The sequence below is a fragment of the Rhizobium vallis genome, from assembly GCF_003985155.1.
Classification (GTDB): domain Bacteria; phylum Pseudomonadota; class Alphaproteobacteria; order Rhizobiales; family Rhizobiaceae; genus Rhizobium; species Rhizobium vallis.
This window is the reverse complement of the sequence record NZ_ML133691.1, coordinates 210,058-232,276: the sequence shown is the minus strand read 5'-3', so window position 1 is coordinate 232,276 and position 22,219 is coordinate 210,058. Positions and strand designations below refer to the sequence as shown.

20 protein-coding genes and 4 pseudogenes are annotated in these 22,219 nt (G+C 59.6%); 13 read left to right on the top strand and 11 right to left on the bottom strand.

Annotation, left to right across the window (positions count from 1 at the left end; genetic code table 11):
• Positions 1-55 precede the first annotated feature (55 nt).
• From EFQ99_RS18965 to EFQ99_RS18950, 4 genes are all read left to right on the top strand, one after another.
• Entirely contained in the window at positions 56-727 is a 672-nt protein-coding gene (locus tag EFQ99_RS18965; protein ID WP_126922541.1) for an amino acid ABC transporter permease, read from the top strand.
• Positions 724-1,383: an amino acid ABC transporter permease gene (locus EFQ99_RS18960; protein ID WP_126922539.1), complete on the top strand. Its 660-nt coding sequence runs from the start codon at positions 724-726 to the stop codon at positions 1,381-1,383. The genes EFQ99_RS18965 and EFQ99_RS18960 overlap by 4 nt, the downstream gene beginning before the upstream one ends.
• Complete coding sequence (locus EFQ99_RS18955; RefSeq protein WP_126922537.1) at positions 1,361-2,086, top strand: amino acid ABC transporter ATP-binding protein; 726 nt, start codon at positions 1,361-1,363, stop codon at positions 2,084-2,086. Before EFQ99_RS18960 ends, EFQ99_RS18955 begins: the two co-directional genes overlap by 23 nt.
• A gap of 104 nt (positions 2,087-2,190) precedes the next feature.
• Positions 2,191-2,700, top strand: a complete 510-nt coding sequence (locus EFQ99_RS18950) for a TetR family transcriptional regulator C-terminal domain-containing protein (protein WP_245441545.1) — start codon at positions 2,191-2,193, stop codon at positions 2,698-2,700.
• A gap of 134 nt (positions 2,701-2,834) precedes the next feature.
• Here EFQ99_RS18950 and EFQ99_RS18945 read toward each other — a convergent pair whose 3' ends face one another.
• The 3 genes from EFQ99_RS18945 to EFQ99_RS18935 form a co-directional block, all read right to left on the bottom strand.
• Positions 2,835-3,134: a DUF982 domain-containing protein gene (locus EFQ99_RS18945; RefSeq protein ID WP_126922535.1), complete on the bottom strand. Its 300-nt coding sequence runs from the start codon at positions 3,132-3,134 to the stop codon at positions 2,835-2,837.
• A 65-nt stretch (positions 3,135-3,199) separates the two neighbouring features.
• Positions 3,200-3,676, bottom strand: a complete 477-nt coding sequence (locus EFQ99_RS18940) for an Hsp20 family protein (protein WP_126922533.1) — start codon at positions 3,674-3,676, stop codon at positions 3,200-3,202.
• A 389-nt stretch (positions 3,677-4,065) separates the two neighbouring features.
• Positions 4,066-4,338 (bottom strand): usg protein, encoded by a 273-nt coding sequence (locus EFQ99_RS18935; protein WP_126922531.1) that lies wholly within the window; start codon positions 4,336-4,338, stop codon positions 4,066-4,068.
• A gap of 281 nt (positions 4,339-4,619) precedes the next feature.
• Here EFQ99_RS18935 and groES point away from each other — a divergent pair, with 281 nt between their 5' ends.
• From groES to EFQ99_RS36300, 5 genes and pseudogenes are all read left to right on the top strand, one after another.
• Positions 4,620-4,934 carry a co-chaperone GroES gene (groES, locus tag EFQ99_RS18930; RefSeq protein ID WP_126922529.1) on the top strand — a complete coding sequence of 105 codons (315 nt, stop codon included), beginning with the start codon at positions 4,620-4,622 and terminating at the stop codon, positions 4,932-4,934.
• 47 nt (positions 4,935-4,981) lie between these two features.
• Positions 4,982-6,610 (top strand): chaperonin GroEL, encoded by a 1,629-nt coding sequence (gene groL / locus EFQ99_RS18925; RefSeq protein ID WP_126922527.1) that lies wholly within the window; start codon positions 4,982-4,984, stop codon positions 6,608-6,610.
• A 59-nt stretch (positions 6,611-6,669) separates the two neighbouring features.
• Entirely contained in the window at positions 6,670-6,975 is a 306-nt protein-coding gene (locus EFQ99_RS18920) for a hypothetical protein (protein ID WP_245441531.1), read from the top strand.
• Positions 6,959-7,231: pseudogene (locus EFQ99_RS18915) on the top strand (hypothetical protein); the annotation flags it as partial. The gene EFQ99_RS18920 and the pseudogene EFQ99_RS18915, both read left to right, overlap by 17 nt.
• Positions 7,232-7,275: 44 nt before the next feature.
• Positions 7,276-7,476 (top strand): annotated as a pseudogene (locus EFQ99_RS36300) (hypothetical protein); the annotation flags it as partial.
• A 102-nt stretch (positions 7,477-7,578) separates the two neighbouring features.
• On the opposite strand, the pseudogene EFQ99_RS35595 reads toward EFQ99_RS36300, so the two are convergent.
• Positions 7,579-7,786 (bottom strand): annotated as a pseudogene (locus EFQ99_RS35595) (hypothetical protein).
• 216 nt (positions 7,787-8,002) lie between these two features.
• On the opposite strand from EFQ99_RS35595, the gene EFQ99_RS18905 reads away from it, so the two are divergent.
• The 3 genes from EFQ99_RS18905 (at position 8,003) to EFQ99_RS18890 (ending at position 9,900) form a co-directional block, all read left to right on the top strand.
• Positions 8,003-8,479: an Hsp20 family protein gene (locus tag EFQ99_RS18905; protein WP_126922523.1), complete on the top strand. Its 477-nt coding sequence runs from the start codon at positions 8,003-8,005 to the stop codon at positions 8,477-8,479.
• Between the two features lie 90 nt (positions 8,480-8,569).
• Complete coding sequence (locus EFQ99_RS18900) at positions 8,570-9,079, top strand: Hsp20/alpha crystallin family protein (RefSeq protein WP_126922521.1); 510 nt, start codon at positions 8,570-8,572, stop codon at positions 9,077-9,079.
• 632 nt (positions 9,080-9,711) lie between these two features.
• Positions 9,712-9,900, top strand: coding sequence for a hypothetical protein (locus EFQ99_RS18890; RefSeq protein WP_126922519.1), 189 nt, complete (start codon positions 9,712-9,714; stop codon positions 9,898-9,900).
• A 107-nt stretch (positions 9,901-10,007) separates the two neighbouring features.
• On the opposite strand, the gene acuI is transcribed toward EFQ99_RS18890, so the two are convergent.
• From acuI to EFQ99_RS18860, 6 genes are all read right to left on the bottom strand, one after another.
• Positions 10,008-11,000 (bottom strand): acrylyl-CoA reductase (NADPH), encoded by a 993-nt coding sequence (gene acuI / locus EFQ99_RS18885; RefSeq protein WP_126922517.1) that lies wholly within the window; start codon positions 10,998-11,000, stop codon positions 10,008-10,010.
• A gap of 34 nt (positions 11,001-11,034) precedes the next feature.
• The gene (locus EFQ99_RS18880) at positions 11,035-12,114 is read right to left on the bottom strand and encodes a quaternary amine ABC transporter ATP-binding protein (protein WP_126922516.1); all 1,080 of its coding nucleotides are present in this window, start codon (positions 12,112-12,114) and stop codon (positions 11,035-11,037) included.
• On the bottom strand, positions 12,107-12,994 hold the full coding sequence (locus EFQ99_RS18875) for an ABC transporter permease (protein WP_126922514.1): 888 nt from the start codon (positions 12,992-12,994) through the stop codon (positions 12,107-12,109). Before EFQ99_RS18875 ends, EFQ99_RS18880 begins: the two co-directional genes overlap by 8 nt.
• An 88-nt stretch (positions 12,995-13,082) precedes the next feature.
• The gene (locus EFQ99_RS18870; RefSeq protein WP_126922512.1) at positions 13,083-14,084 is read right to left on the bottom strand and encodes an ABC transporter substrate-binding protein; all 1,002 of its coding nucleotides are present in this window, start codon (positions 14,082-14,084) and stop codon (positions 13,083-13,085) included.
• Positions 14,085-14,200: 116 nt separating this feature from the next.
• Entirely contained in the window at positions 14,201-16,714 is a 2,514-nt protein-coding gene (locus EFQ99_RS18865) for a CoA transferase (RefSeq protein WP_126922510.1), read from the bottom strand.
• Positions 16,715-16,738: 24 nt separating this feature from the next.
• The gene (locus EFQ99_RS18860) at positions 16,739-18,427 is read right to left on the bottom strand and encodes a GMC family oxidoreductase (RefSeq protein WP_126922508.1); all 1,689 of its coding nucleotides are present in this window, start codon (positions 18,425-18,427) and stop codon (positions 16,739-16,741) included.
• A 160-nt stretch (positions 18,428-18,587) separates the two neighbouring features.
• Here EFQ99_RS18860 and EFQ99_RS18855 point away from each other — a divergent pair, with 160 nt between their 5' ends.
• Positions 18,588-19,514 (top strand): LysR family transcriptional regulator, encoded by a 927-nt coding sequence (locus EFQ99_RS18855; protein WP_126922506.1) that lies wholly within the window; start codon positions 18,588-18,590, stop codon positions 19,512-19,514.
• A 713-nt stretch (positions 19,515-20,227) separates the two neighbouring features.
• Here EFQ99_RS18855 and acs read toward each other — a convergent pair.
• Positions 20,228-22,168, bottom strand: a pseudogene (gene acs / locus EFQ99_RS18850) (acetate--CoA ligase); the annotation flags it as partial.
• Positions 22,169-22,219: the final 51 nt, after the last annotated feature.

Here is a 22,219-nt window from a genome sequence, read left to right as displayed (position 1 = left end):
TCATCCCGCGCCGCATGCGGGATGACGATGCTCGTCACCGCAGGAGGGGAACTCCTTGAGCTACCATTTCGAATTCGGCTGGCTGCTTCAATATTATCCCGAGATCATCAAGGGTATACTGATCACCCTGGAGCTTATCGCGGTTGGCGGAGTGCTCGGCATTTCGCTCGGCATCGTTTGCGCCTGGGTGCGGGCACTCGGTCCCGTCTGGCTGAAGCCGGTCGTCGCGAGCTATGTCGAACTGATCCGCAACACGCCGTTCTTGATCCAGCTTTTCTTCATCTTTTTCGGTCTGCCGTCCCTTGGTCTCCAGCTTTCCGAATTGACGGCCGCCAATCTTGCGATGGTCATCAACCTCGGCGCCTATAGCTGCGAGATTATCCGCGCCGGCATCCAGGCAACGCCGAAAGGCCAGTTCGAGGCAGGCGAGAGCCTCGCCATGACTCGCTTCGAGACCTTTCGTCATGTTGTTCTCGTGCCGTCGCTGCAGCGCATCTGGCCGGCGCTGTCGTCGCAGGTCGTCATCGTCATGCTCGGCTCGGCGGTCGTGTCGCAGATCGCCGCCGAGGACCTCACCTTCGCCGCGAATTTCATACAGTCGCGAACCTTCCGCGCCTTCGAGGCCTACATCGTCTCGACATCAATCTATCTCGTGCTGGCGATCCTGCTTCGGCAGGTGCTGGGCCTGGTCGGCTGGTTCATTTTCCCGAGGAGAGCAGCACGATGATCACGTTCACACTCTGGGACATCTTGCGCAATCTCCTTCTCGCAGCCCGCTGGACTATCCTTCTTTCGCTCGTCTCGTTCACCGGCGGCGGCCTGGTCGGCCTGGGGCTGCTCTTCCTGCGGATCGGCAAGCGCAAGGCATTCAGGGCATTCGCGAAATATTATATCGAGCTCTTCCAGGGCACGCCGTTGCTGATGCAGCTCTTTGTCGCCTTTTTCGGGCTCGGCCTCTTTGGCATCGACGTGCCGGCCTGGTTTGCTGCGGGATTAGCACTCACCTTGTGGAGTGCGGCCTTTCTCGCTGAGATCTGGCGAGGCTGCGTCGAAGCTGTCGCCAAAGGTCAGTGGGAAGCCTCCGCCAGCCTCGGCATGGGCCGGCTGCAGCAAATGCGCTATGTCATCCTTCCGCAGGCGCTGAGGATCGCCGTACCGCCGACCGTCGGCTTCTCGGTCCAGATCATCAAGGGCACAGCGCTGACCTCGATCATCGGCTTCGTCGAATTGTCGAAAGCCGGCACCGTCGTCACCAACGCCACCTTCCAGCCCTTCACCGTCTATGGGCTCGTTGCCCTCATCTACTTTGCCCTTTGCTGGCCTTTGTCAAAAAGCAGCCAGATCCTGGAAAGGAAGCTCAATGTCGCTCATCGAAATCACTGAAGTACGCAAGAGCTTCGGAACCAACGAGGTGCTGAAAGGCATCAATCTTGATGTCGAGCCCGGAGAGGTCATCGCCATTATCGGCAAGAGCGGTTCGGGCAAATCGACTCTGCTTCGCTGCATCAACGGTCTTGAGACGATCACCAGCGGCTCCATCTCGGTGGCCGGCGCGCAACTACTCGATGACGAAGTGCATCTGAAGGCATTGCGCCTGAAGGTCGGCATGATCTTTCAGCAGTTCAATCTCTTCCCGCATTTGACCGCTGGTGGCAATGTCATGCTGTCGCAGACGGTAGTCAAAAAGACCGCCAAGGCCGAAGCCGAGTCCACCGCCCGCAAGATGCTGGAGCGGGTGGGGCTCAGCCACAAGTTCGATGCCTATCCGGACGAGCTCTCGGGCGGCCAGCAGCAGCGCGTCGCCATTGCCCGCGCGCTTGCCATGCAGCCGACAGCATTGCTCTGCGACGAGATCACTTCCGCACTTGATCCGGAGCTGGTCGCCGAGGTTCTGGCTGTCGTGCGCGAACTGGCCTCGGAGGGAATGACGTTGCTGATGGTCACGCATGAGATGAAGTTCGCCCGCGACGTCTGCAGCCGCGTCGTATTCATGCATCAGGGCCGGGTCCACGAGATCGGCCGGCCGGAAGAAGTCTTTGCCAATCCGCGGACCGCGGAGCTGAAGCAGTTTCTAGGCGTCAACTAGCATCGTTTCACCGGTCTCCAATGAAGGGGGCTGGAGTGCGAGAAGATGGACTGAACCTTACACGCGATCAGTCGATGCAGGCGTCGACGATCGGCGAGGGTGAAATGTTGATAGTATCGAGACACATGTCGCACTTGAAAATAGAATGTACCGAAGAGCTGTACCGTCAGGCGCTCGACTTCAGCATCGCCCGTGAGAACAGCCGCCGGTCGCAAATCCTGCAATCCAGTCTTCCCGTCCACGAAGCCCTGAGCCTCTACCTTTACGATATCGCTGACGGCGACACCCAGCCGGGCAAGCCGCGAGGTTGCATGGTTTCCACGGCCGTCCTGCAGCATGCGGAAGAAAATGCATCCGTCGCGCGGATGACGGCGGCATTGCGCGAGACGTCGCTCCAGACCCTTAAAGCCCGCTTCGACCGTGCCGTCGAAGAAGGCGAATTGCCCGCGAAAACCGATACCGATACGCTCGCGCGCTTCTATGGTGCGATCATTCAGGGCATGTCTGCTCAGGCCTGCGACGGCGCCTGCAATGTGCGGCTTAAGCGGCTGATTGACGTCGCGCTCACGGCCTGGCCAGGAAAGCGTCCGACCTCGACCGGGAATTCGGATTAAAGACACGTCGACCACTTGTACTGACTGCAAAGGTGGGAAAAGCGCCGGTCGGCAAATCTGCGGACGCGAGAAGGCCGGCACCCCCTCGCGCCGCCTCCCGCGTGCGTCGGAAGCTATCTCCGACCCGCGGAACATCAGTGTACGCGCGGATCCCTGTCCCGGCGCACGCGAGACGCGACGATAACGTTGGTTTCCGGCGCCAGCAGATCGTGCTTTTCCGCAAAGGCGGCAAACAAGCCGCGGGCGGTCTCCGCTTCGATTTCGCCGCGCAGGGCGGCTCCGCACGCCTTAAGCGCAACGGAGTGCGCGTCATCTCTGCGCGCCGCCGGCCATTCAACGAGATAGCGGTAGGCGTCCATCGTGCTGCGGACCTCCGCCGGAAAGCCGAGGCCCATAAGTATTGAAACAGGCTCTTTGAACATATCGGGTTTCATTACGCTCTCCTTCCCAACCCGCGATGTTGAGGCGTCGGCGCAGCGACGCCCTGTTGATAGGTTGCTTAAGCGGCCTTCTGCGCTTCGATCTGCGCGGGAAGAGCCGACCGCTCAAGAGTCGGCGCAGTCTCGATGGCGATTTTCCGCGGTTTCATTTCCTCCGGAACCTCACGAACCAGATCTAACGACAGCAGCCCGTTCTTTAGATGCGCTCCGTTCACCCTGACATGGTCGGCGAGCTCGAACCGGTGTTCAAACGGCCGGCCGGCTATGCCGCGATGGAGGTAGGCTTCGGCAGCCGCCTCCGGCTTCTTGCCGGCCACGGTCAGAAGGTTGGACTGGAACGTTATGTCGAGATCGTTCTGGGCGTAACCTGCCACTGCTATCGAGATCCGATAGCTGTCACCGCCGGTCTTCACAATGTCATAGGGCGGCCAGTCGTTTATAGAGCGACCACGCTGAGCATTTTCGAGAAGATTAAAGACCCGATCGAAACCGACGCTGGATCGGAACAGCGGTGCATAGTCGTAGTATGTTGCCATAGCCATATCCTCCTTGAAGCAACATGGGTACGGAGCGCCGAAAGACGGCGCTTCCAGCAAGGCCAGCCCTACCTCAGCGGCTGGCGGCTATCAATTTGGTTTTTGAGAATTTCGGATTCAAGAGCTGCGCCTGAGAAAAATTAGCGGGTCTTCAGTCCCTGCGGACCACCCGATCACGCTGATGACCTGCGGCTAATTCTCCACCCTCACAAAGGCGCACGCCCATTGCGCCGTCGTCCAACCGCAGAATTAGAGCCGGCAATCAAACGTGGGCTGCGCATGCACTATCCCGACACGCTTTTGATATCGTCACACGGAGACCGGGACGACGTGCGATAGTAGCCTCCATCGCCAAAAGAGCCAGGAAACGAAGAATCCGGATTCACGTCTCAGTGCAGCTTAAATTCGCCTTCAACACGGCGCCATTCGTTCGGTCCGATCAGGCGGTGATGCGTATAGCGGACGGAATGCAGCGGGCCGTCAAGGTTGGCCTGCCAGTAGTTGAGGAACTTCTTCATCTCAGGGAAATCGGGAGCCAGATCGTAATCCTGCCAGACATAAGTCTGAAGAACGGATTCGAAATCGGGAATGCGGTACAGGATACGCGCGGTGATAAGGCCATAACCGTTGAGCTGACTCTCCAGATCCGATGAAAATCGCATGCTTCATCTCCGCTACGTGACAGCCTGCAGGTGGCGTAAATTTTTGCGGCCATCAATGATTTTTTGAAATGCTCAAGGTCATGTTGTTGTTCCTTTTCAGTGTGTTAGCGGCCACCGATGAAGAGTGCCAATTTTTTTATTTTGACCTCTTGAAATCGTAAAACCGACAAACCAGATGATTTTGCGCGAAACGCTCGACTGAGGTTTTTGCACCCGCCCGGACTGGTCATCCGGTCCGGCCAGGGGAACACGTCATCATTGTTTGTCCATCGGAGGAAAACATGTCGTTCCGACCGCTTCATGATCGCATTCTTGTCCGCCGGGTTAAGTCTGAAGAGAAAACCAAGGGCGGAATCATCATCCCCGATACCGCCAAGGAAAAACCGCAGGAAGGCGAGGTCATCGCCGTCGGCCCCGGCGCGCGTAACGATTCCGGCCAAGTCCAGGCGCTCGACGTCAAGGCTGGCGATCGCATCCTGTTCGGCAAATGGTCCGGCACCGAGATCAAGATCAACGGCGAGGACCTGCTGATCATGAAGGAAAGCGATGTCATGGGCATCATCGAAGCTCCGGCAGAGCAGAAGCAGGCCGCCTAAAGGCCGATCCATGAGCTGAATTAGCTGCCTATTGAGGAGTTAAAGAAATGGCTGCGAAAGAAGTCAAGTTCCATACTGATGCCCGTGAACGCATGCTGCGTGGGGTCGATGTGCTTGCCAATGCTGTGAAGGTGACGCTTGGCCCGAAAGGCCGCAATGTCGTTATCGAAAAGTCCTTCGGCGCACCACGCATAACCAAGGACGGCGTTTCGGTCGCCAAGGAAATCGAACTCGAAGACAAGTTCGAAAACATGGGTGCCCAAATGCTGCGCGAGGTGGCGTCGAAAACCAACGATCTCGCCGGCGATGGCACAACGACCGCGACCGTGCTTGCCCAGGCAATCGTCAAGGAAGGCGCCAAGGCGGTGGCGTCTGGCATGAACCCGATGGATCTCAAGCGCGGCATCGACCTTGCTGTGGACGCCGTGGTCAAGGAACTGAAGACGAACGCGCGCAATATCTCGAACAATTCGGAGATCGCCCAGGTCGGCACGATTTCGGCCAATGGCGACGAAGAGATCGGGCGGTATCTTGCCGAGGCAATGGAAAATGTCGGCAACGAGGGCGTCATCACCGTCGAGGAAGCCAAGACGGCGGAAATCGAACTTGAAGTCGTCGAAGGCATGCAGTTCGACCGTGGCTATCTCAGCCCTTACTTCGTCACGAATGCCGATAAGATGCGCGTCGAGTTCGAGGATCCTTATATCCTCATCCACGAAAAGAAGCTGTCGAACCTGCAGTCTATGCTGCCGGTTCTCGAAGCCGTCGTCCAGTCCGGCAAGCCGCTCCTCATCATCGCCGAAGACGTCGAAGGCGAAGCCCTTGCAACCCTCGTCGTCAACAAGCTGCGTGGCGGCCTGAACATCGCAGCCGTCAAGGCTCCCGGCTTCGGCGACCGCCGCAAGGCCATGCTGGAAGACATCGCCATCCTGACGGGCGGCACGGTTGTTTCCGAAGACCTCGGCATCAAGCTGGAGAACGTGACGTTGAACATGCTTGGCCGAGCCAAGAAGGTCGCGATCGAGAAGGAGAACACGACGATCATCAATGGCGTCGGTTCCAAGGCCGAGATTGACGGCCGCGTTGCGCAAATCCGCGCGCAGATCGAGGAAACCACCTCTGATTACGACCGCGAGAAGCTGCAGGAACGTCTTGCCAAGCTCGCTGGCGGCGTTGCCGTCATCCGCGTCGGCGGCTCGACAGAAGTCGAAGTCAAGGAAAAGAAGGACCGCGTCGACGACGCGTTGCATGCGACCCGCGCAGCAGTCGAGGAAGGCATTCTGCCGGGCGGCGGCGTGGCGTTGCTGCGGGCCGTCAAGACGCTCGACAATCTTAATACGGCCAACCAGGACCAGCGTGTCGGCGTCGAGATCGTGCGTCGCGCGCTCGAGGCACCTGTGCGTCAAATCGCCGAGAATGCCGGCGCAGAAGGTTCGATCATCGTCGGCAAGCTGCGCGAAAAGAGCGAGTTCTCCTATGGCTGGAATGCCCAGACCGGCGAGTATGGCGACCTTTATGCGCAGGGCGTCATCGACCCGGCCAAGGTCGTGCGCACCGCGCTTGAGGATGCAGCCTCCGTTGCCGGCCTGCTGGTGACGACGGAAGCCATGATCGCCGAGAAACCCAAGAAGGAAGCCGCTCCGGCGATCCCCGCCGGTGCCGGCATGGACTTCTAAGGCGATCGACGCCGGCCCGCCCTGCTCTTAAGGGCGGGCCTCCAGCAATGGAGGAATTAATGGTTCAAACGATCATCAAGAAGTCGCAAGCGCCGCTGGATTCCCGTGATCTCGAAATCTGCCAGGACGTCTTCGACGACCTCAGAACTATGGCGGACGTGCCTCGCAATTCAGAAGAAGCCGAACGCATCGCGGCCATCGTGGTGGAGATTTATCGGCAGGGCGTTCACAATCCCGAACACCTGAAGACCATTGTTCAGGCCGCGCGCGGACTGTTCGAAAAGCAGCCTGCGCTGACCATGGGAAGGCGGATAAGGTCCATTGGCCCTCTATCCGTGGAGTCGGAAGATGAGAAAGGGAACTGATAGCAATTCTGCAGCCGAGCAAGCCGTAATGGGCCCCGCGCATCTGTTGCACCCGGCCATGCATTTCGATCATCCCCGCGACGTGCTGATGGCAGACAATATCAGCAAGGACGAGAAGCGGGCCATTCTGGCCTCATGGGCGTCCGACATATATGCAATCGAATCCATGCCAGCCTGGCGGTGCTATCCGGGTACGGAACGGATCGTCGCCTATGATGAGGTTCTTGCGGCCTTGAAGGCCCTCGATGGCGACGATCAAAGCATGTCGTTCCGTTAATGAGAGCCGAAGTCGCTGCCGCAGCTCGCTATGGCTATCGCGCTGAAGCCGCGCGGAAGGGGGTGTTTGCCGCTTCGACCTATATCGACGTGCGGAGGCTCCCCGAGCTCTTTCTGCGGCCTGCCGCACCGGCGCGCAGGGACTGACCTTCATGCGGTCAAGTGCTCGCGTAGGCATGGGCGGCGGCAACGCCTTTGTCGTTATTGCATTCGTGCCTCGGAGTTCGATCCGAAAGGTAGACGTGATCGATCGCAGGGGGATATTCGCGTGCTCACGACAACATAATCGGTTGGATCGAGCGCTACGCCGGTCAAGTCCCAACCACGCTATCTGTCACGCTCTTCCTCGTCGGCGGACACTGATCAACGAGCGCGGCAACCTTGCCTGTCGGCAGATGCCGGCCTTCACCCAGCAAAGCTTCGTCGTTGCTGGCCCACGCAAAGCCCGCGTAGCACCTGTCGCGATAACCTCGGCCACAAGCGTTTCGTCGGCAGGCCCGAGGACGGCAGTGACGTCGGCTGAAGTCATGGTCATAGCCATTGCTCCCTCTCTTTACCTTGGCTCAAATATGGTGGCGCCTCGCAAAATTCAATTTTTCCAACGGAGGAAATCCACTCCTCTTGAAACATTAACCAACTGAATTATATCAATATTAGTCGATTGCCCAATCGGGATCGACACAGGTCCAGGAGACGCCGGTCGCTCTTGGCGTCTCTTTGTATCCATGTTGCTTATAAGGAGGATATGGCTATGAGGACAAACCTCGATTTCTCACCCTTATTCCGGTCGAGCATCGGCTTCGACCGTATGTTGAACGCGCTCGAGGCTGCTAGCCGCGCGGAGACGATCGACAGTTGGCCGTCTTACGATATCGTCAAAACTGGCGAGAATGATTACCGCATCGTCATGGCAGTGGCGGGCTTCTCACAGGACGAACTGGCGATGACCCAAGAGCAGAACATGCTCATCGTCTCGGGGCAGAAGGCTGAAGGCGATGACTTCCAGTATCTGCATCGCGGCATCGCTGGCCGTTCGTTCCAGCGTCGCTTCGAACTGGCCGACCACGTCAAGGTCGTGGGTGCGGGTCTCGTCAACGGTCTACTGACCATCGATCTCAAACGCGAAATCCCTGAAGAAATGAAGCCGCGCCAGATCGAGATCCGAACCGGTCCGGGAATGCCGAAAGCCGAGACCAAGCAGATCGAGGCCGAGAAGCACGCGGCTTAAGCCTTCCAGCCGACCGCAAACAAGGCGCCGGCACGGCCCGGCGCCCGCAGGAAAGCTTTGCCAACCGAACCAACAAAAAGGAGAAGAGACATGAGTGTTCGTGATCTAATTCCCTGGGGCCGCAACAATGGCAACCGGGTTCCCAGTCTCTTGCCCGATGATGAGCGTGATCCCTTCCTGTCGCTTCATCGCGAGGTGAACCGTCTGTTCGATGACGTCTTTCGCGGCTTTGGCTCCGGTTTACCGTCCTTCGGCAACCCCTCTGGGTTCGGGAGTGGCTGGCCGAGCGTCGAGATCTCCAATGCCGAAAAGGAAATCAAGGTGACGGCCGAAGTGCCCGGCCTTGAGGAGAAGGACATCGAGGTCCTGCTCACTGACGGCGTTCTGACGCTGAAGGGCGAAAAGCGCTCCGAGAGCGAGGATAAGGATCGCCAGTTCTCCGAGCGCTATTACGGCCGCTTCGAGCGTCGCATTCCGCTCGGTGTCGAGGTCAAGGAAGACCAGGTCGACGCCACCTTCAGGAACGGTGTGCTGACTGTCACCCTGCCGAAGACCGAGAAGGCGCAGTCGCAGGTCAAGCGCATCACCATCAAGAGCTAAGCGAGATGAGCACGCGGCGGCGGCCACCAGATTGCCGCCGCCGCATGCTTCGCCAACATGGGGAAAATTTCCAGTCGGCTGACGATAGCCCGATCGATATCGGGGTCGTCCTGTTGTTTGGCGAAAGAGGGAAGAATATCTGCGCGTTCTGGCTTCGATCGCGAGGCAGCTTCGGTCCGGATTGGTCGTCCAAGCCATGCGTGCCGCCCGTACGGCGGGCAGCTCGTGACGAGATGCGGCGGTCGGACAGCGCTGACAACAGCATTTTTGGGATTACAAGCTAAACCTCTTCGGGCCCCATAGTCGCAGCAATTCGGCTGGAGCCGAAAGCTCCGCCGCGATGACGTAGGGGTCTCCACTGCGCATCGGCGTTGTGGCTTCCCGCCTCTTGATTGGAAGCCCGTGCTCCATGTTCCGGACCGAATAGAAAGCCAGCTTCAGACCGTCTAAGGCCCGCCACGACTGCAATCTGCCAGATGAAACCGGTCGTTACGGAGAGCATCGGTCTCCAGTTGCGAGAGAGCTGGTTCAACCATAAGAATTCTCCACGTCTTTAATGCTAAACTGTAGGACAATCGAACATGAAACACTGTGTCGCTCTAGCCACCGCGCAGGGTGAGGTTGCCTAAATAATGGACATTACCCTCTTGGCCGACGCGGAAGCGTTCCGCCGAGAGGCCCAACCTTTTGCGACTGGTGCGGTCAGCTTTGAAGCTGCCAAAGCGGGCATTCCCAATAGGTCTCGAGAAGGCTTGCCCGCCACAGCGAAGCTGGTGCTGATCGAGGCGATGTCCTTGATCCTGTGTAAGCGCGTTCGTTGAACGAACTCGTCGTCCTGTGGGCTGCCACGAGGATGCGTAGATATTCTTCCTTTGCGGGGCATACGCGTTTGACGCGCCTGATAAGCGGAGTCACCAACCTCCGGCTCTCAATTAAGTTGCGGGTTAATCGGCACTAAAATGCGACCGCGCACCTTACCCTCAAGGAATCGCGGTGCGGCTGCGATAACGTCGCCGAGCTGAACTTCCGTCGTCATTGCCTCAAGTCTTGCCATATCGACTTCGTGCGCGAGTCTTTGCCAGACGATCAGCCTTTCGAGTTTTGGACACATAACGCTGTCGATCCCGACCAGCGTCACAGCGCGCAAGATGAAGGGCGCGACAGTCGCGGGCAGTTCCATGCCGCCCGCCAGTCCGCATGCGGCGACGACACCGCGATAGCGCATCGAAGCCAGTACGTTGGCCAGCACCACTCCGCCTGCCACGTCTATAGCTCCCGCCCAACGCTCCTTGGCCAAAGGTCGGCCGACCTGCATAAACTCCGCCCGGTCAATGATGATCGTGGCACCGAGGCCGGTGAGATAATCTGTCTCGGCCGTCCGCCCGGTAACGGCAGCGACGCTGTAGCCCCGCGCGGCCAAAAGCATGGTCGCAATACTGCCAACACCACCGGCCGCACCTGTTACCACCACTTCGCCGCCTCCCGGCAGCACCCCATTGCGCTCTAGCGCCATGACGCACAACATCGCCGTGTAACCAGCCGTCCCTATCGCCATGGCGTTCCGGTGGCTGATCCCTTCCGGCAAAGGCACGAGCCAGTCTCCACTCACGCGCGCCTTGGCCGCCAGTCCACCCCAATGCCGCTCTCCAACGCCCCAGCCGTTCAGCACGACCCGATCGCCCGGCTCAAAGTCGGAATGGGAACTTTCGGCAACGACGCCGGCAAAATCGATCCCCGGCACCATCGAAAAACTGCGAACCACCGGCGAGGCGCCGGTGATCGCTAAGGCATCCTTGTAGTTCAGGGTCGACCACGCGACCTCCACCAGCACGTCGCCTTGGGGCAGTTGCGCGGTATCGATCCTGGAAAGACCGGCTTCCTGCCCACTGTCAGACTTTTCGATCAGGACGGCGTCAAACATCTGAGATTCCCATTCCTGGATTTCCCTATTTCGCCTACGCGACTTTCTTAGCGTCGGACGTTGAGCAAGCCACTTGCGCATTGACCATGGCGTCAACCGCCTGGGGAAGCGTCAGCACACCTATGGCCTGACCGTCGCCATCGACAACAGTGATCTCGCTTGCCCCGGCCAGCGTCATCGCTCTTGCCGCTTCTTCCAGCGTTGCGCCGGCCTGCACCGAAATGTTCAATTCGCGGGACGAGCCATTAGGCGCGGTGGCGACAGTCTCGACTTTGATGACACGGCCGCGGTTCACTTCCCGGACGAAGCTGGCGATGTAATCGTCGGCAGGATTCATCACGATGTCCTGCCCCGTGCCCTGCTGCACGACTTCGCCGTCCCGCAATATCGCGATGCGATCCCCAAGCCTGAGCGCTTCGTCCAGATCATGGGTGATGAACACGATCGTCTTCTTGATCTCCTTCTGCAGATCGAGGAGCACGGTTTGCATGTCGACGCGAATGAGCGGGTCCAGCGCGGAAAACGCTTCGTCCATCAACAGGATCGGCGCATCGTTCGCCAGCGCACGGGCAAGACCGACGCGCTGTTGCATACCGCCGGACAACTGATTGGGATATTTGCTCTCGAAACCCTTCAGCCCGACGCGCTCGATCCATCGCATGGCGCAGTCGACCTGCCGGTTCCGAGGCGCCCCTTGTATCTCCAGGCCATAGAGGGTGTTTTCGAGAACAGTGCGGTGCGGAAGAAGCGCAAACTTCTGGAACACCATGGCTGTCTGATGCCGACGGAACTCACGCAACTGCTCGGCGTCCATCTTGACCACATCCTCGTCGCCGATGACGACTTCACCTGACGTCGGATCGATAAGGCGATTGATGTGGCGAATGAGCGTGGACTTTCCCGATCCAGAAAGACCCATGATCACCTGAATGCCACCGGCAGGCATGAAGATGTTGATGTCTTTCAGGCCAAGGACATGCCCATGTTTTGCATTCAGTTCCGTCTTCGTAACACCCTGCTCGATCAGCTTGACGCAATCCGCACCATTTGGGCCGAAGATTTTGTAGAGCTTTTTGATTTCGATGCCGAAGCCGCCAATTTTCTTATTACCCATGGACCACCTCCCGGTGCTTTTGAAGGCGTGCGCCGAAAGCTTGGCTGACGCGGTCGAAGATGATCGCGATGCCGACGATGGCGAGGCCGTTGAAGATGCCGAGCGTGAAATATTGGTTGGAGATCGCCTTCAGAACCGGCTGGCCGAGGCCCTGAACGCCGATCATCGAGGCGATGACCACCATGGCAAGCGCCATCATGATGGTCTGATTGATGCCGGCCATGATGGTGGGCAAAGCCAGCGGCATCTGCACGTGCTTCAGCTTCTGCCAGTTCGACGACCCGAAGGCGTCTGCCGCTTCCAGCACGTCCTTGTCGACGAGACGGATGCCGAGATTGGTCAAACGGATCATCGGCGGGATGGCGTAGATGACGACGGCGATGAGGCCCGGCACCTTGCCGATGCCGAGCAGCATGACGACCGGGATCAGATAGACGAAGCTCGGCATCGTCTGCATCACGTCGAGCACCGGATTGACGATATTCTGCACCCTGTCCGACCGGGACATGGCGATACCGATGGGAATACCGACGACGATCGACAGGACCGTGCAGACGAAAATCATCGAGACCGTCTTCATCGTGTCGTCCCACATGTCGAAGTAGCCGATGAGCAGCAGCGTCACGACTGTTCCCGCGACGATCTTCCAGTTGCGGCTGGCGAACCACGCGACCAGCGCAATGAGAATAAGCACGATCGGCCAGGGCGTCTTCGTCATGAAACGCTCGGACCAGATCAGAAAGTGCTGTAGCGGCTCGAAAATCAATTCAAGACCATCGCCATAGGCCCGAGTAAAACTGCGGAATCCTTCGTCGATCACCTTCTTGAGATCGCGTAAAGCCGCATCATCCATGTGCGGAAAGCTGAACAGCCAATCCAAAATCCATCCTCCTCGATAACGGCAAGCGCATTCTGGGACGCGCTGTTCGTTGCCGGCGCGATACACGCCAGCAACGTCTTGAATGAGATCAAAGCGCCGCCTTGATCTTCTCGGCTGCTTCAGGCGATACCCATTCTTTCCACATGGCCTCGTTTTCTTCGAGGAAGTGCTTTGCACCGTCGTCGCCGCTTGCCTGATTGTCGGTCATCCAGGCCATCAGCTTGTTGACCGTGTCGTTCGACCAGGCGCGTTTGTTGAGGTAGCCCATGATGTCCTCACCGGCGCGCTCGGAGAATGGCTTGGTCACGAGCGTCTGGACGGTGTCCTTCGGCCATTCATTCTTTTTCGGGTCCAGGCAATCCGCGACGGTGTTGCAGCGCTTCCACTCGGCCGCGTCATAGGGCACGCCATGCTCGAGCTTCACCATCTCATACTTGCCGAGAAGCGCGGTTGGAGCCCAGTAGTAGCCGACCCAGCCTTCGTTGCGCTCGTAGGCCTTGGCAATGGAGCCATCGAGGCCGGCAGCTGAGCCTGTGTCGACCAGCGTGAAGTTCGCAGCTTCGCCGCCATAGGCCTTGTAGAGCTGCGAGGTCACGACCGTGCCGCCCCAGCCCTGCGGGCCATTGTGAATGGCACCCTTCGAATTGTCCTCGGGATCCGGGAACAGCTCCGGATGCTTAAGGATATCATCGATCGTCTTGATGTCCGGATGAGCGTCAGCAAGGTATTTCGGCATCCACCAGCCCTGCACCGCGCCATCGGTCAGCACGGTCGATGCAACCACCAGCTTTCCGTTCTTGACGCCGGCGTTGACGACATCAGGCAGAAGATCGACCCAGCCTTCCGGCGCGATGTCGGGCTGGCCCTTTTCGGTCATCGACGTGATCGTCGGGACCGTATCGCCCTGTATGATTTCGGCGTTGCAACCGTAACCCTCGGTCAGAATAAATTTGTCCAGACTGGCGAGCACTTCCGCACTCTGCCAGTTCATGCTGGCGATGGTGACGTCGCCGCAATCAGCAGCCTGCGCCGAATTGCAAAAGGTCAGCATGGCTGCTGCAAGGCATGTCGAGGCGAAGAGTTCTTTCATGGCATTTCCTCCCTATGTGCGATGTTGAAATTCCAAGCCCGTCGACGCCATCGCATAGGTTGGGGGCCGCGAGCGGCTTCAGTATCCTCCTCAGAACCCGAAGCCGCCGTTTCCTGCTAGCTCGGCAGATACTCCGCGCTCCAAGTCTCGCTGACCGTACCGGAGGCAATCAGCCGGTCGATCTCGGCTTCGGTGTAGTTCAGGGACTGGAGAACGGCGCGCGTGGAGGCTCCGTACTTCTCCGCCGGGGCGACGGCTGTAACCTTGCCGACAGCCGGACGGATAGCGAAGGGATCGAGCTGTGTGACGGTGTGCCCGCTCGGATGGTTTGGGAAGATCGAGAAGGAATAGCTGCCCCGGTCGATGCCCGGCGTGCCGTCGGCAATGCGGGCACTGCGGCTGCGGATCGTTTCGATATTCTCGCAGAGCGATACGCCGATATCGGCTTCCCGCAGGCGCTGGTGCCAGGTTTGGGCGGGAGCGGTCACAAAGGCCTGCGCGAGATAGGACTCACGATTGGATGCCGCCATCTCGACTATCCCCCTTAGACCTTCAACCTTGCCGAAGCGTGGCAGGTCCGCTTCCGAAGCACACAAAAGAAGGTGATCTCCCAATGCCGTTTCATAGAGGCGCGACAGGGCATGATACCCCTTGGTTTCGCGGCCGGACGGCTCGTCGAAGGGACCGCGCCCGGTATAATCGTAGCAGAACGGTATCTGCGCGAGGCCGGTCAGCGCCGACAGGGACGTGCGCGGGCGGCCGACGATGCCGGTTCTGGATTTCTGATAGAGGGCGGCGGCAATGCCGAGCGCCGCGCCGAAGCCGCACATGACGTCGATCGTGCCGACATGGGCATGTTCCTCCGGCGTTTCCATCGAGCCGCCGAAACGCAGCATGATGCCGGTCGCGGACTGCACGAGATCGTCATAGCCGAGATAGTCCGTGCGCGGGCCGCTCCGCACGCCGCCGAAGCAATCAAGCTGGCAGAAGATCGCTTGGCGGTTGAGCGCCTTCAGGCTTTCGGCATCGAGCCCCATCGCCTTGACCTGCCGGTCGGTGGCATTCCAGACCACGACATCGACGGAACGCACCAGTTCCTCGAAGACGATGCGGCCATCAGGCGAACCCATGTTCAGCAGCACGGACTGTTTGCCGCGCATATGCGACAGGCCGAAGATCACGGTGTTCCAGCAATCATAGAGCGGTCTGGCCGGATCGATCTTGATCACCTCAGCGCCGAAGCGGGCGAGATAGGCGACCGAATGCGGACCGGCGATCACATTGCATAGATCGAGAACTCTGACGCCGTCCAGCCAGCCGCCGGGGGCGTCGGTTGTCGGCGCCGGCAAGGACGGGCGCTCCACACCCGAAAGCATCGCAAGCGCGTCCTCAAAGGTTCCCCAACGCCGCGGACGCGGCGTCAGCATGGCTTCGGCGCTCTCCTGTAGCCAGGCCATGGGCCCCGGCTGCGTCATGCGGCCCAGGATCGGATCGTCCACCTCAATCATCAGGCCGGCGGCCCTTGCATGATCGTCTGCGATCCATTCCTTCAGCCAGCGCTGCGGTGCGCCCGGAAACAGGCCTTCCCCGAAGACGCGTTCCCATTCAGCCGCCGTCCTGGTCAGGAAGACCTCCTTCATGCGGGCCGCGATCTTGTCGGCCCAGAATTTCGGGAGCGGATAGACGCCAAGCGAAACGTCCGACGACCATTGCGAGACCGGCAGATAGGTGTCTTCCTCCTCGCGCAGTCCTTCGACCACCAATTCATCGTAGAGACCGAGGGCTTGCAGGCAGCGCTTCGCATGGTTCTTGTGGCTGGGGCAGACGACGTAGAACATCCGCCCATCGGCGCACATGTAGCTGCGATAGAAGGGATCGAGGAACTCCTGGAGGTCGTCATAGGACATATTCATCGGCAGGCCTTCGCCGCGCCGGCGCTCGATCTCCCGCTCACGCTGGGTCTGGTAGCGCAGCGGATAATCGTCGATCAGGATCGAGTTATAGGACAGGCCCTCCATGACGGCGCTTGCCAGCGGCACTTCGATGTGGTCACCGTGCCCAGTGCGCTCGCGCGCCTGAAGCGCCAGCACCGTCGCAGATGCTGCAAGCATCGTGCCATAGGCGGAAGACAACGGCAGCGGCGAGAAAGACGGGTTGATGCCCATCAGCACGCGATTAAGGCCCATATCCGTAAAGACACCGGATGACGCCGCGATCACCGTCTCGAAGGCACGCCAGTCACGACGAAGTTGGTCGTCAGAGGCGAAACCGGGGATAGACAGGGTGATCAGCTCCGGCCGAGCCTTGCGCAACGCCGAAAAATCGATTCCAAGCCGGGCGAGCACGCCGGGGCGGAAATTCTCGACGACAATATCGGCCTCGGCCACCAGCGCTTTTGCCTCATCCACCCCCTCTTCCGACTTGAGATCGAGAGTGACGATCAGCTTGTTGCGATTGAGGATGGCGTTGGCGGGATTGTCCCAGAGCGGACCGCCGGGCGGATCGACGTGCACGACGGTCGCACCGAGATCGCCAAGAATCATGGCGACCGCCGGGCCGGCAATGTATTGCCCGAAATCAACCACCCGAACGCCGGAAAGCGGAAGCGCAGAACGCGCGATCGAAGTCATTGCTATTACCTCCCCAAGAATTTTCTATGCGCGCGCATCGGCGACGATCCATCCCGCTGCTTTTTCGGCGATCATCAGCGTCGGCGCGTTGGTGTTGCCGCTGGTGATCTTCGGCATGATGCCTGCGTCGACGACGCGCAGACCCTCGATGCCCCGTACCCTGAGACGGCCATCCACCACCGCCATCGGATCGTTGTCACGGCCCATCTTCGTCGTCCCGACGGGATGAAAGATAGTGTTGGCGATATCGCCCGCGAGCCGCGTCAGCTCCTCGTCGCTCTGGAACTGCAAACCGGGTTTCCACTCTTGCGGCTGGTATTTCGCCAGTGCCGGCTGCGACACGATCTTGCGCACCTGCCGCAGGCTCTCGGCGGCAATACGGCGGTCCTCTTCCGTGCTGAGATAGTTCGGCGCGATAACCGGCGTGTCCGATGGCTTGCTGGAGCGAATGCGCACGCTTCCGACGCTGGTAGGGTTGAGGTTGCAGACGCTCGCGGTGAAGGCGGGTATGCTGTGCAAAGGCTCGCCGAAGGCATCGAGACTGAGCGGCTGGACATGATATTCGAGATTGGCAAAGGCCTGGCTGTCGTCCGAACGGGTGAAGGCGCCGAGCTGAGAGGGCGACATGCTCATGGGACCGCTGCGCTTCAACGCATATTCCAGCCCGATCATCGCCTTGCCGAACAGGCTGTTGGCGAGCGTATTCAGCGTCTTTGCATTGCCGACCTTGAAGACCGCGCGGATTTGCAGATGGTCCTGGAGATTTTCCCCCACGCCCGGCAGGTCATGCACAACCTCGACGCCATGACGCTTCAGCAGTCCAGCCGGGCCGATACCCGACAGTTGCAGGATTTGCGGCGAGCCGATCGCGCCGGCGGACAGGATGACTTCCCGGCGCGCCCGTACCTCCACGCTCTGTCCCTGCCGCTGAAGCACGACGCCAACGCAACGCTTGCGACCGGAACCCTCCGCTTCCAGGATCAGCCGTTCGACATGGGCCTGCGTCCAGATCGTCAGGTTCGGGCGGTTCTTCGCGGGGCGCAAAAAAGCCTTCGACGTGTTCCAGCGCCAGCCGGAGCGCTGGTTGACCTCGAAATAGCCGACGCCTTCATTGTCGCCGCCGTTGAAATCGTCCGAGCGCGGAATCCCGGCCTCGACAGACGCCTCGGCGAAGGATTCGAGGATGTCCCATTTGAGCCGCTGCTTCTCGATCCGCCACTCGCCCCCATGGCCGTGCATGTCGGAGAACCGGCTGTTGCCACCAGTCTTCGGGTCCGCGCCGTTGTCCAGCCGGTAGTGGTCCTCATGCGCCTTGAAGTCCGGCAGGCAGTTCTGCCAGGACCAGGCATCGTCCCCGGCCGCCGCCGCCCAGCCGTCGAAATCGCGCGCCTGGCCTCGCATGTAAATCATGCCGTTGATGGAGGAGCAGCCGCCAAGCGTCTTGCCGCGCGGGTAGCGGAGCGACCGCCCGTTCAACCCGGCATCGGGCTCTGTTTTGTAAAGCCAGTCGGTGCGGGGATTGCCGATGCAATAGAGATAGCCGACAGGGATGTGGATCCAGGGGTAATCATCCTTCCGCCCCGCTTCCAGCAGCAGCACGCGCATCGCGGGATCGCGGCTTAGACGGTTGGCGAGCAGGCAGCCGGCGGAGCCGCCACCCACAATGATATAATCAAATGCATCAACGGAAGCCGGAGAAGCTCTACGCATCATCGTGCTGCCCGCCTGTTCAACTGGAACAACGCACAATCATAAGCTTCGACACTCTGTCGTGGCATGCCAGCCTCCCTGCCTACATTATTTAGAGCCATAGCGGAGGTTCAGCCCGAAAATCCAATGACAAATGATAGAACGCATTATAAATGAAACTAATATGCTGCAGTCGATCGACCTGAGAACATTGAGGGCATTCGTAGCCGTGGCGCGGGAGGGCAACGTCACCCGCGCCGCAGAGCAATTGCACGTCACCCAGCCTGCCGTGACACTGCAACTGAAACGTATTGCCGCAGAGACCGGCCTCTCCCTGTTCCGGCGGACCTCCACGGGTTTAGAGTTGACGCAGGAGGGAGCTCTTCTTGCCGCCAAGGCGGAGCAGGTTTTGGCGGCACTTACGGATTTTGGGCAGACGGCCGGGCACCTGGCGACGCGCGTGCGGGGGAAACTGCGGATCGGCACCATCATCGACCCGGAGTTCACACGCTTGGGTGCGTTTCTGAAGGCGCTGATAGAAAGCGGGCCAGGCATCGAGACGACGTTGCGCCATGGCATGAGTGGGGATGTACCGGAAGGGCTTCGACGGAATGACCTGGATGCTGGATTCTTCCTCGGAGACCCAAGGGATTACGATCCTGTAGCCGAGATTTCGGATGAAACTACCACCAAACTGTTTTATGGCAGGGAACTGGCACAACTGACTTATCGCGTCGTCGCCCCGCCGTCGCTTGCCACCTTCGTGCGCGGTGCGGATTGGGTACAGCTTGCATCCCTGCCGTGGATCGGTACACCACCCGCTTCGGTGCATAACCGACTGCTGGCGCGCTTGTTCACCGATCTCGGCCTGCGTCAGAACATCGTCTCGCAGGTTGATCAGGAAGCGTCGATGGTCGCCATGGTCCGCACGGGCGTTGGCTTGAGTCTCTGCCGTGACTCGATCGCTCTCCATGAACAACAAGCCCACGGGCTCTTCATCGCCGATGCTGTGAAAATTTCGACGACACTGAGCTTCATATGCATGGAAGCTCGTAGGAATGATCCTACTGTCGTGGCCGCATTTGATGCAATCAAACGTGTTTGGGGTTAAGCAGATCAAGTTCGGTCGACATCTTGCACCGGCTTTGAAGTGAACCCCTTCGGGCAGCCGCAAAATGCACCGCTAACACCGACCATCACTTGGGAACACACCCGATCGTAGTCACCGTCGAAGCGGTGCAGAAGCCGCGGAGCACTGGATTCAAGCGCATGTGGAGGTCGATGGCAGAAGCGCTAGGCAAGAGACCCTTGACGTTGCGAGAAGCCGGCGGTCCCATTACCGATCGAGTTGATCATCTGCGACCCCAACTGCGAGAGAGGTAGCTTAACTGCAAAACGGTCGGCGAATCTGATGGTCGCGTCGGCGGCTCGGGATTTCGGTCGATGGCCTGCGCGCGACGGTTGGACGGTTCAACAGCTTCGCACTTGATGGTCATGATCTCGATTTTGCTCGCGGTGCAGACGTGCACGGCGCTTATTATGGAGAGCCCGATCATCATCCGCCGCGGCCGACAGGTGCTGTGTGCCGAACGGACTGAAGTAGTACATGCCGAGACGGCGATGCCCCGAGAAAAAATGGCGGCCGCCGGGACCTGTTCGGCGACCGCCAAGGTGCCCCGGGAGGAGGCTGGAATTCGTATCGCTTCTTTGGCGTCGAACAGGTTATGTTATTACGCATGCGACGATTTATGGACCTTCGGGCAATGTACGTGAGGCGCCGACTGGGGGCGCTGCATCGCCACTGTACGCACCGCGACCTGTCCAGTTCTGCCGGTTGGCGATCAGATCGTCCACCACTGCCGGATCGGCAAGCGTCGACGTGTCGCCCAGCGCGCCAAAATCATCCTCGGCGATCTTGCGCAGGATGCGGCGCATGATCTTGCCGGAGCGGGTCTTCGGCAAGCCGGGCGCGAACTGGATCTTGTCGGGTGCCGCGATCGGGCCGATTTCAGCGCGGACATGTTTCACGAGGTCCTGACGCAATGTGTCGGAACCGTCGTGGCCGGCCATCAGCGTCACGTAGCAATAGATGCCCTGGCCCTTGATCGGATGCGGATAACCGACGACAGCCGCTTCCGAAACCAGATTGTGCGAGACGAGCGCCGATTCCACTTCAGCAGTACCGAGCCGGTGACCGGAGACATTGAGCACGTCGTCAACGCGGCCGGTGATCCAGTAATAGCCGTCCGCATCGCGCCGGCAGCCGTCGCCGGTGAAATATTTCCCCTTGTAGGTGGAGAAATAGGTCTGGATGAAGCGTTCATGATCGCCATAGACCGTGCGCATCTGCCCAGGCCAGCTGTCCGTAATGCAGAGATTGCCATCGGCCGGGCCTTCCAGCACCTTGCCGTCATTGTCGACCAGCTGCGGTTTAACGCCGAAGAACGGTGTCGTCGCCGAACCAGGCTTCAGATCGGTGGCGCCCGGCAGCGGCGTGATCATATGGCCGCCGGTTTCCGTCTGCCACCAGGTATCGATAACAGGGGAGCGCTTGTCGCCGACGACGTTGTAGTACCATTCCCACGCCTCGGGATTGATCGGCTCGCCGACCGTGCCGAGCAGGCGCAGCGAGGAGCGCGAGGAGCGCGTGACGAATTCGTCGCCGGCGCCCATCAGCGAGCGGATCGCCGTCGGTGCCGTATAGAAGATGTTGACCTTGTGCTTGTCGATGACCTCCCAGAACCGGCCCTGGTCGGGGAAATTCGGCACGCCCTCGAACATCAGCGTCGTCGCGCAATTCGCAAGCGGTCCGTAGACGATATAGGAATGGCCGGTGACCCAGCCGACATCGGCCGTGCACCAGTAGATGTCGCCATGATGGTAGTCGAAGACATATTCATGCGTCATCGAGGCATAGACGAGATAACCGCCCGTCGTGTGCAGCACGCCCTTCGGCTTGCCGGTGGAGCCTGACGTATAAAGAATGAAGAGCGGATCTTCCGCCTTCATCTTCACCGGCGGGCATTCCGCCTTCACGGTGGCGACCTCCTGATGATGCCAGAGATCGCGGCCCGGCGCCCAGCCGGTCTTGCCGCCGGTGCGGCGCACGACCAGCACCTTGTCTACGATCACGTGCTGGCGTGCCGCAATGTGAATTGCAGTATCGGTATTGTCCTTCAGCGGTACAGGCTTGCCGCCGCGCACACCTTCGTCGCAGGTGATGACGAAGGTGGATTCGCAGTCGACGATGCGTCCTGCCAGCGCCTCCGGCGAGAAACCGCCGAAGACGACCGAATGCACCGCGCCGATGCGGGCGCAGGCGAGCATCGCATAGGCCGCCTCCGGGATCATCGGCATGTAGATGGTGACGCGATCGCCCTTCTTGACGCCGTGCTTCTTCAAGACGTTCGCCATCCGGCAGACATGCTCGTAGAGCTCGTTGTAGGTGATCTTCTTGTCGACGTAAGGGTTGTCGCCTTCCCAGATGATCGCCACCTGGTCGCCATTGGTTTTCAGATGGCGGTCGATGCAATTATAGGAGACGTTCGTCTGGCCGTCCTCAAACCACTTGATCGAGATCTTGCCGGTAAAGGACGTGTTCTTGACCTTGGTATAGGGCTTGAACCAGTCGATCCGCTTGCCGTGCTTGCCCCAGAATTTATCCGGGTTCTCAACGCTTTCCTCGTACCATTTCAGGTACTTCTCCCGGCCTATGAATGCTCGTTCCCGGATGAGGCGCGGTACGATGTAGCGCTCGAGGACCACGGTTTAGCTCCTTGATATTGGCTCCTATTAGCTGATTCCGTCCGGTCGACG

Bases quoted from the DNA above. Each gene is read 5' to 3' on its own strand.
- EFQ99_RS18960 (WP_126922539.1), top strand. From the start codon at position 724: ATGATCACGTTCACACTCTGGGACATCTTGCGCAATCTCCTTCTCGCA.
- EFQ99_RS18955 (WP_126922537.1), top strand. From the start codon at position 1,361: ATGTCGCTCATCGAAATCACTGAAGTACGCAAGAGCTTCGGAACCAAC.
- EFQ99_RS18950 (WP_245441545.1), top strand. From the start codon at position 2,191: ATGTTGATAGTATCGAGACACATGTCGCACTTGAAAATAGAATGTACC.
- EFQ99_RS18945 (WP_126922535.1), bottom strand. From the start codon at position 3,134: ATGAAACCCGATATGTTCAAAGAGCCTGTTTCAATACTTATGGGCCTC.
- EFQ99_RS18940 (WP_126922533.1), bottom strand. From the start codon at position 3,676: ATGGCAACATACTACGACTATGCACCGCTGTTCCGATCCAGCGTCGGT.
- EFQ99_RS18935 (WP_126922531.1), bottom strand. From the start codon at position 4,338: ATGCGATTTTCATCGGATCTGGAGAGTCAGCTCAACGGTTATGGCCTT.
- groES (WP_126922529.1), top strand. From the start codon at position 4,620: ATGTCGTTCCGACCGCTTCATGATCGCATTCTTGTCCGCCGGGTTAAG.
- groL (WP_126922527.1), top strand. From the start codon at position 4,982: ATGGCTGCGAAAGAAGTCAAGTTCCATACTGATGCCCGTGAACGCATG.
- EFQ99_RS18920 (WP_245441531.1), top strand. From the start codon at position 6,670: ATGGTTCAAACGATCATCAAGAAGTCGCAAGCGCCGCTGGATTCCCGT.
- EFQ99_RS18905 (WP_126922523.1), top strand. From the start codon at position 8,003: ATGAGGACAAACCTCGATTTCTCACCCTTATTCCGGTCGAGCATCGGC.
- EFQ99_RS18900 (WP_126922521.1), top strand. From the start codon at position 8,570: ATGAGTGTTCGTGATCTAATTCCCTGGGGCCGCAACAATGGCAACCGG.
- EFQ99_RS18890 (WP_126922519.1), top strand. From the start codon at position 9,712: ATGGACATTACCCTCTTGGCCGACGCGGAAGCGTTCCGCCGAGAGGCC.
- acuI (WP_126922517.1), bottom strand. From the start codon at position 11,000: ATGTTTGACGCCGTCCTGATCGAAAAGTCTGACAGTGGGCAGGAAGCC.
- EFQ99_RS18880 (WP_126922516.1), bottom strand. From the start codon at position 12,114: ATGGGTAATAAGAAAATTGGCGGCTTCGGCATCGAAATCAAAAAGCTC.
- EFQ99_RS18870 (WP_126922512.1), bottom strand. From the start codon at position 14,084: ATGAAAGAACTCTTCGCCTCGACATGCCTTGCAGCAGCCATGCTGACC.
- EFQ99_RS18865 (WP_126922510.1), bottom strand. From the start codon at position 16,714: ATGACTTCGATCGCGCGTTCTGCGCTTCCGCTTTCCGGCGTTCGGGTG.
- EFQ99_RS18860 (WP_126922508.1), bottom strand. From the start codon at position 18,427: ATGATGCGTAGAGCTTCTCCGGCTTCCGTTGATGCATTTGATTATATC.
- EFQ99_RS18855 (WP_126922506.1), top strand. From the start codon at position 18,588: ATGCTGCAGTCGATCGACCTGAGAACATTGAGGGCATTCGTAGCCGTG.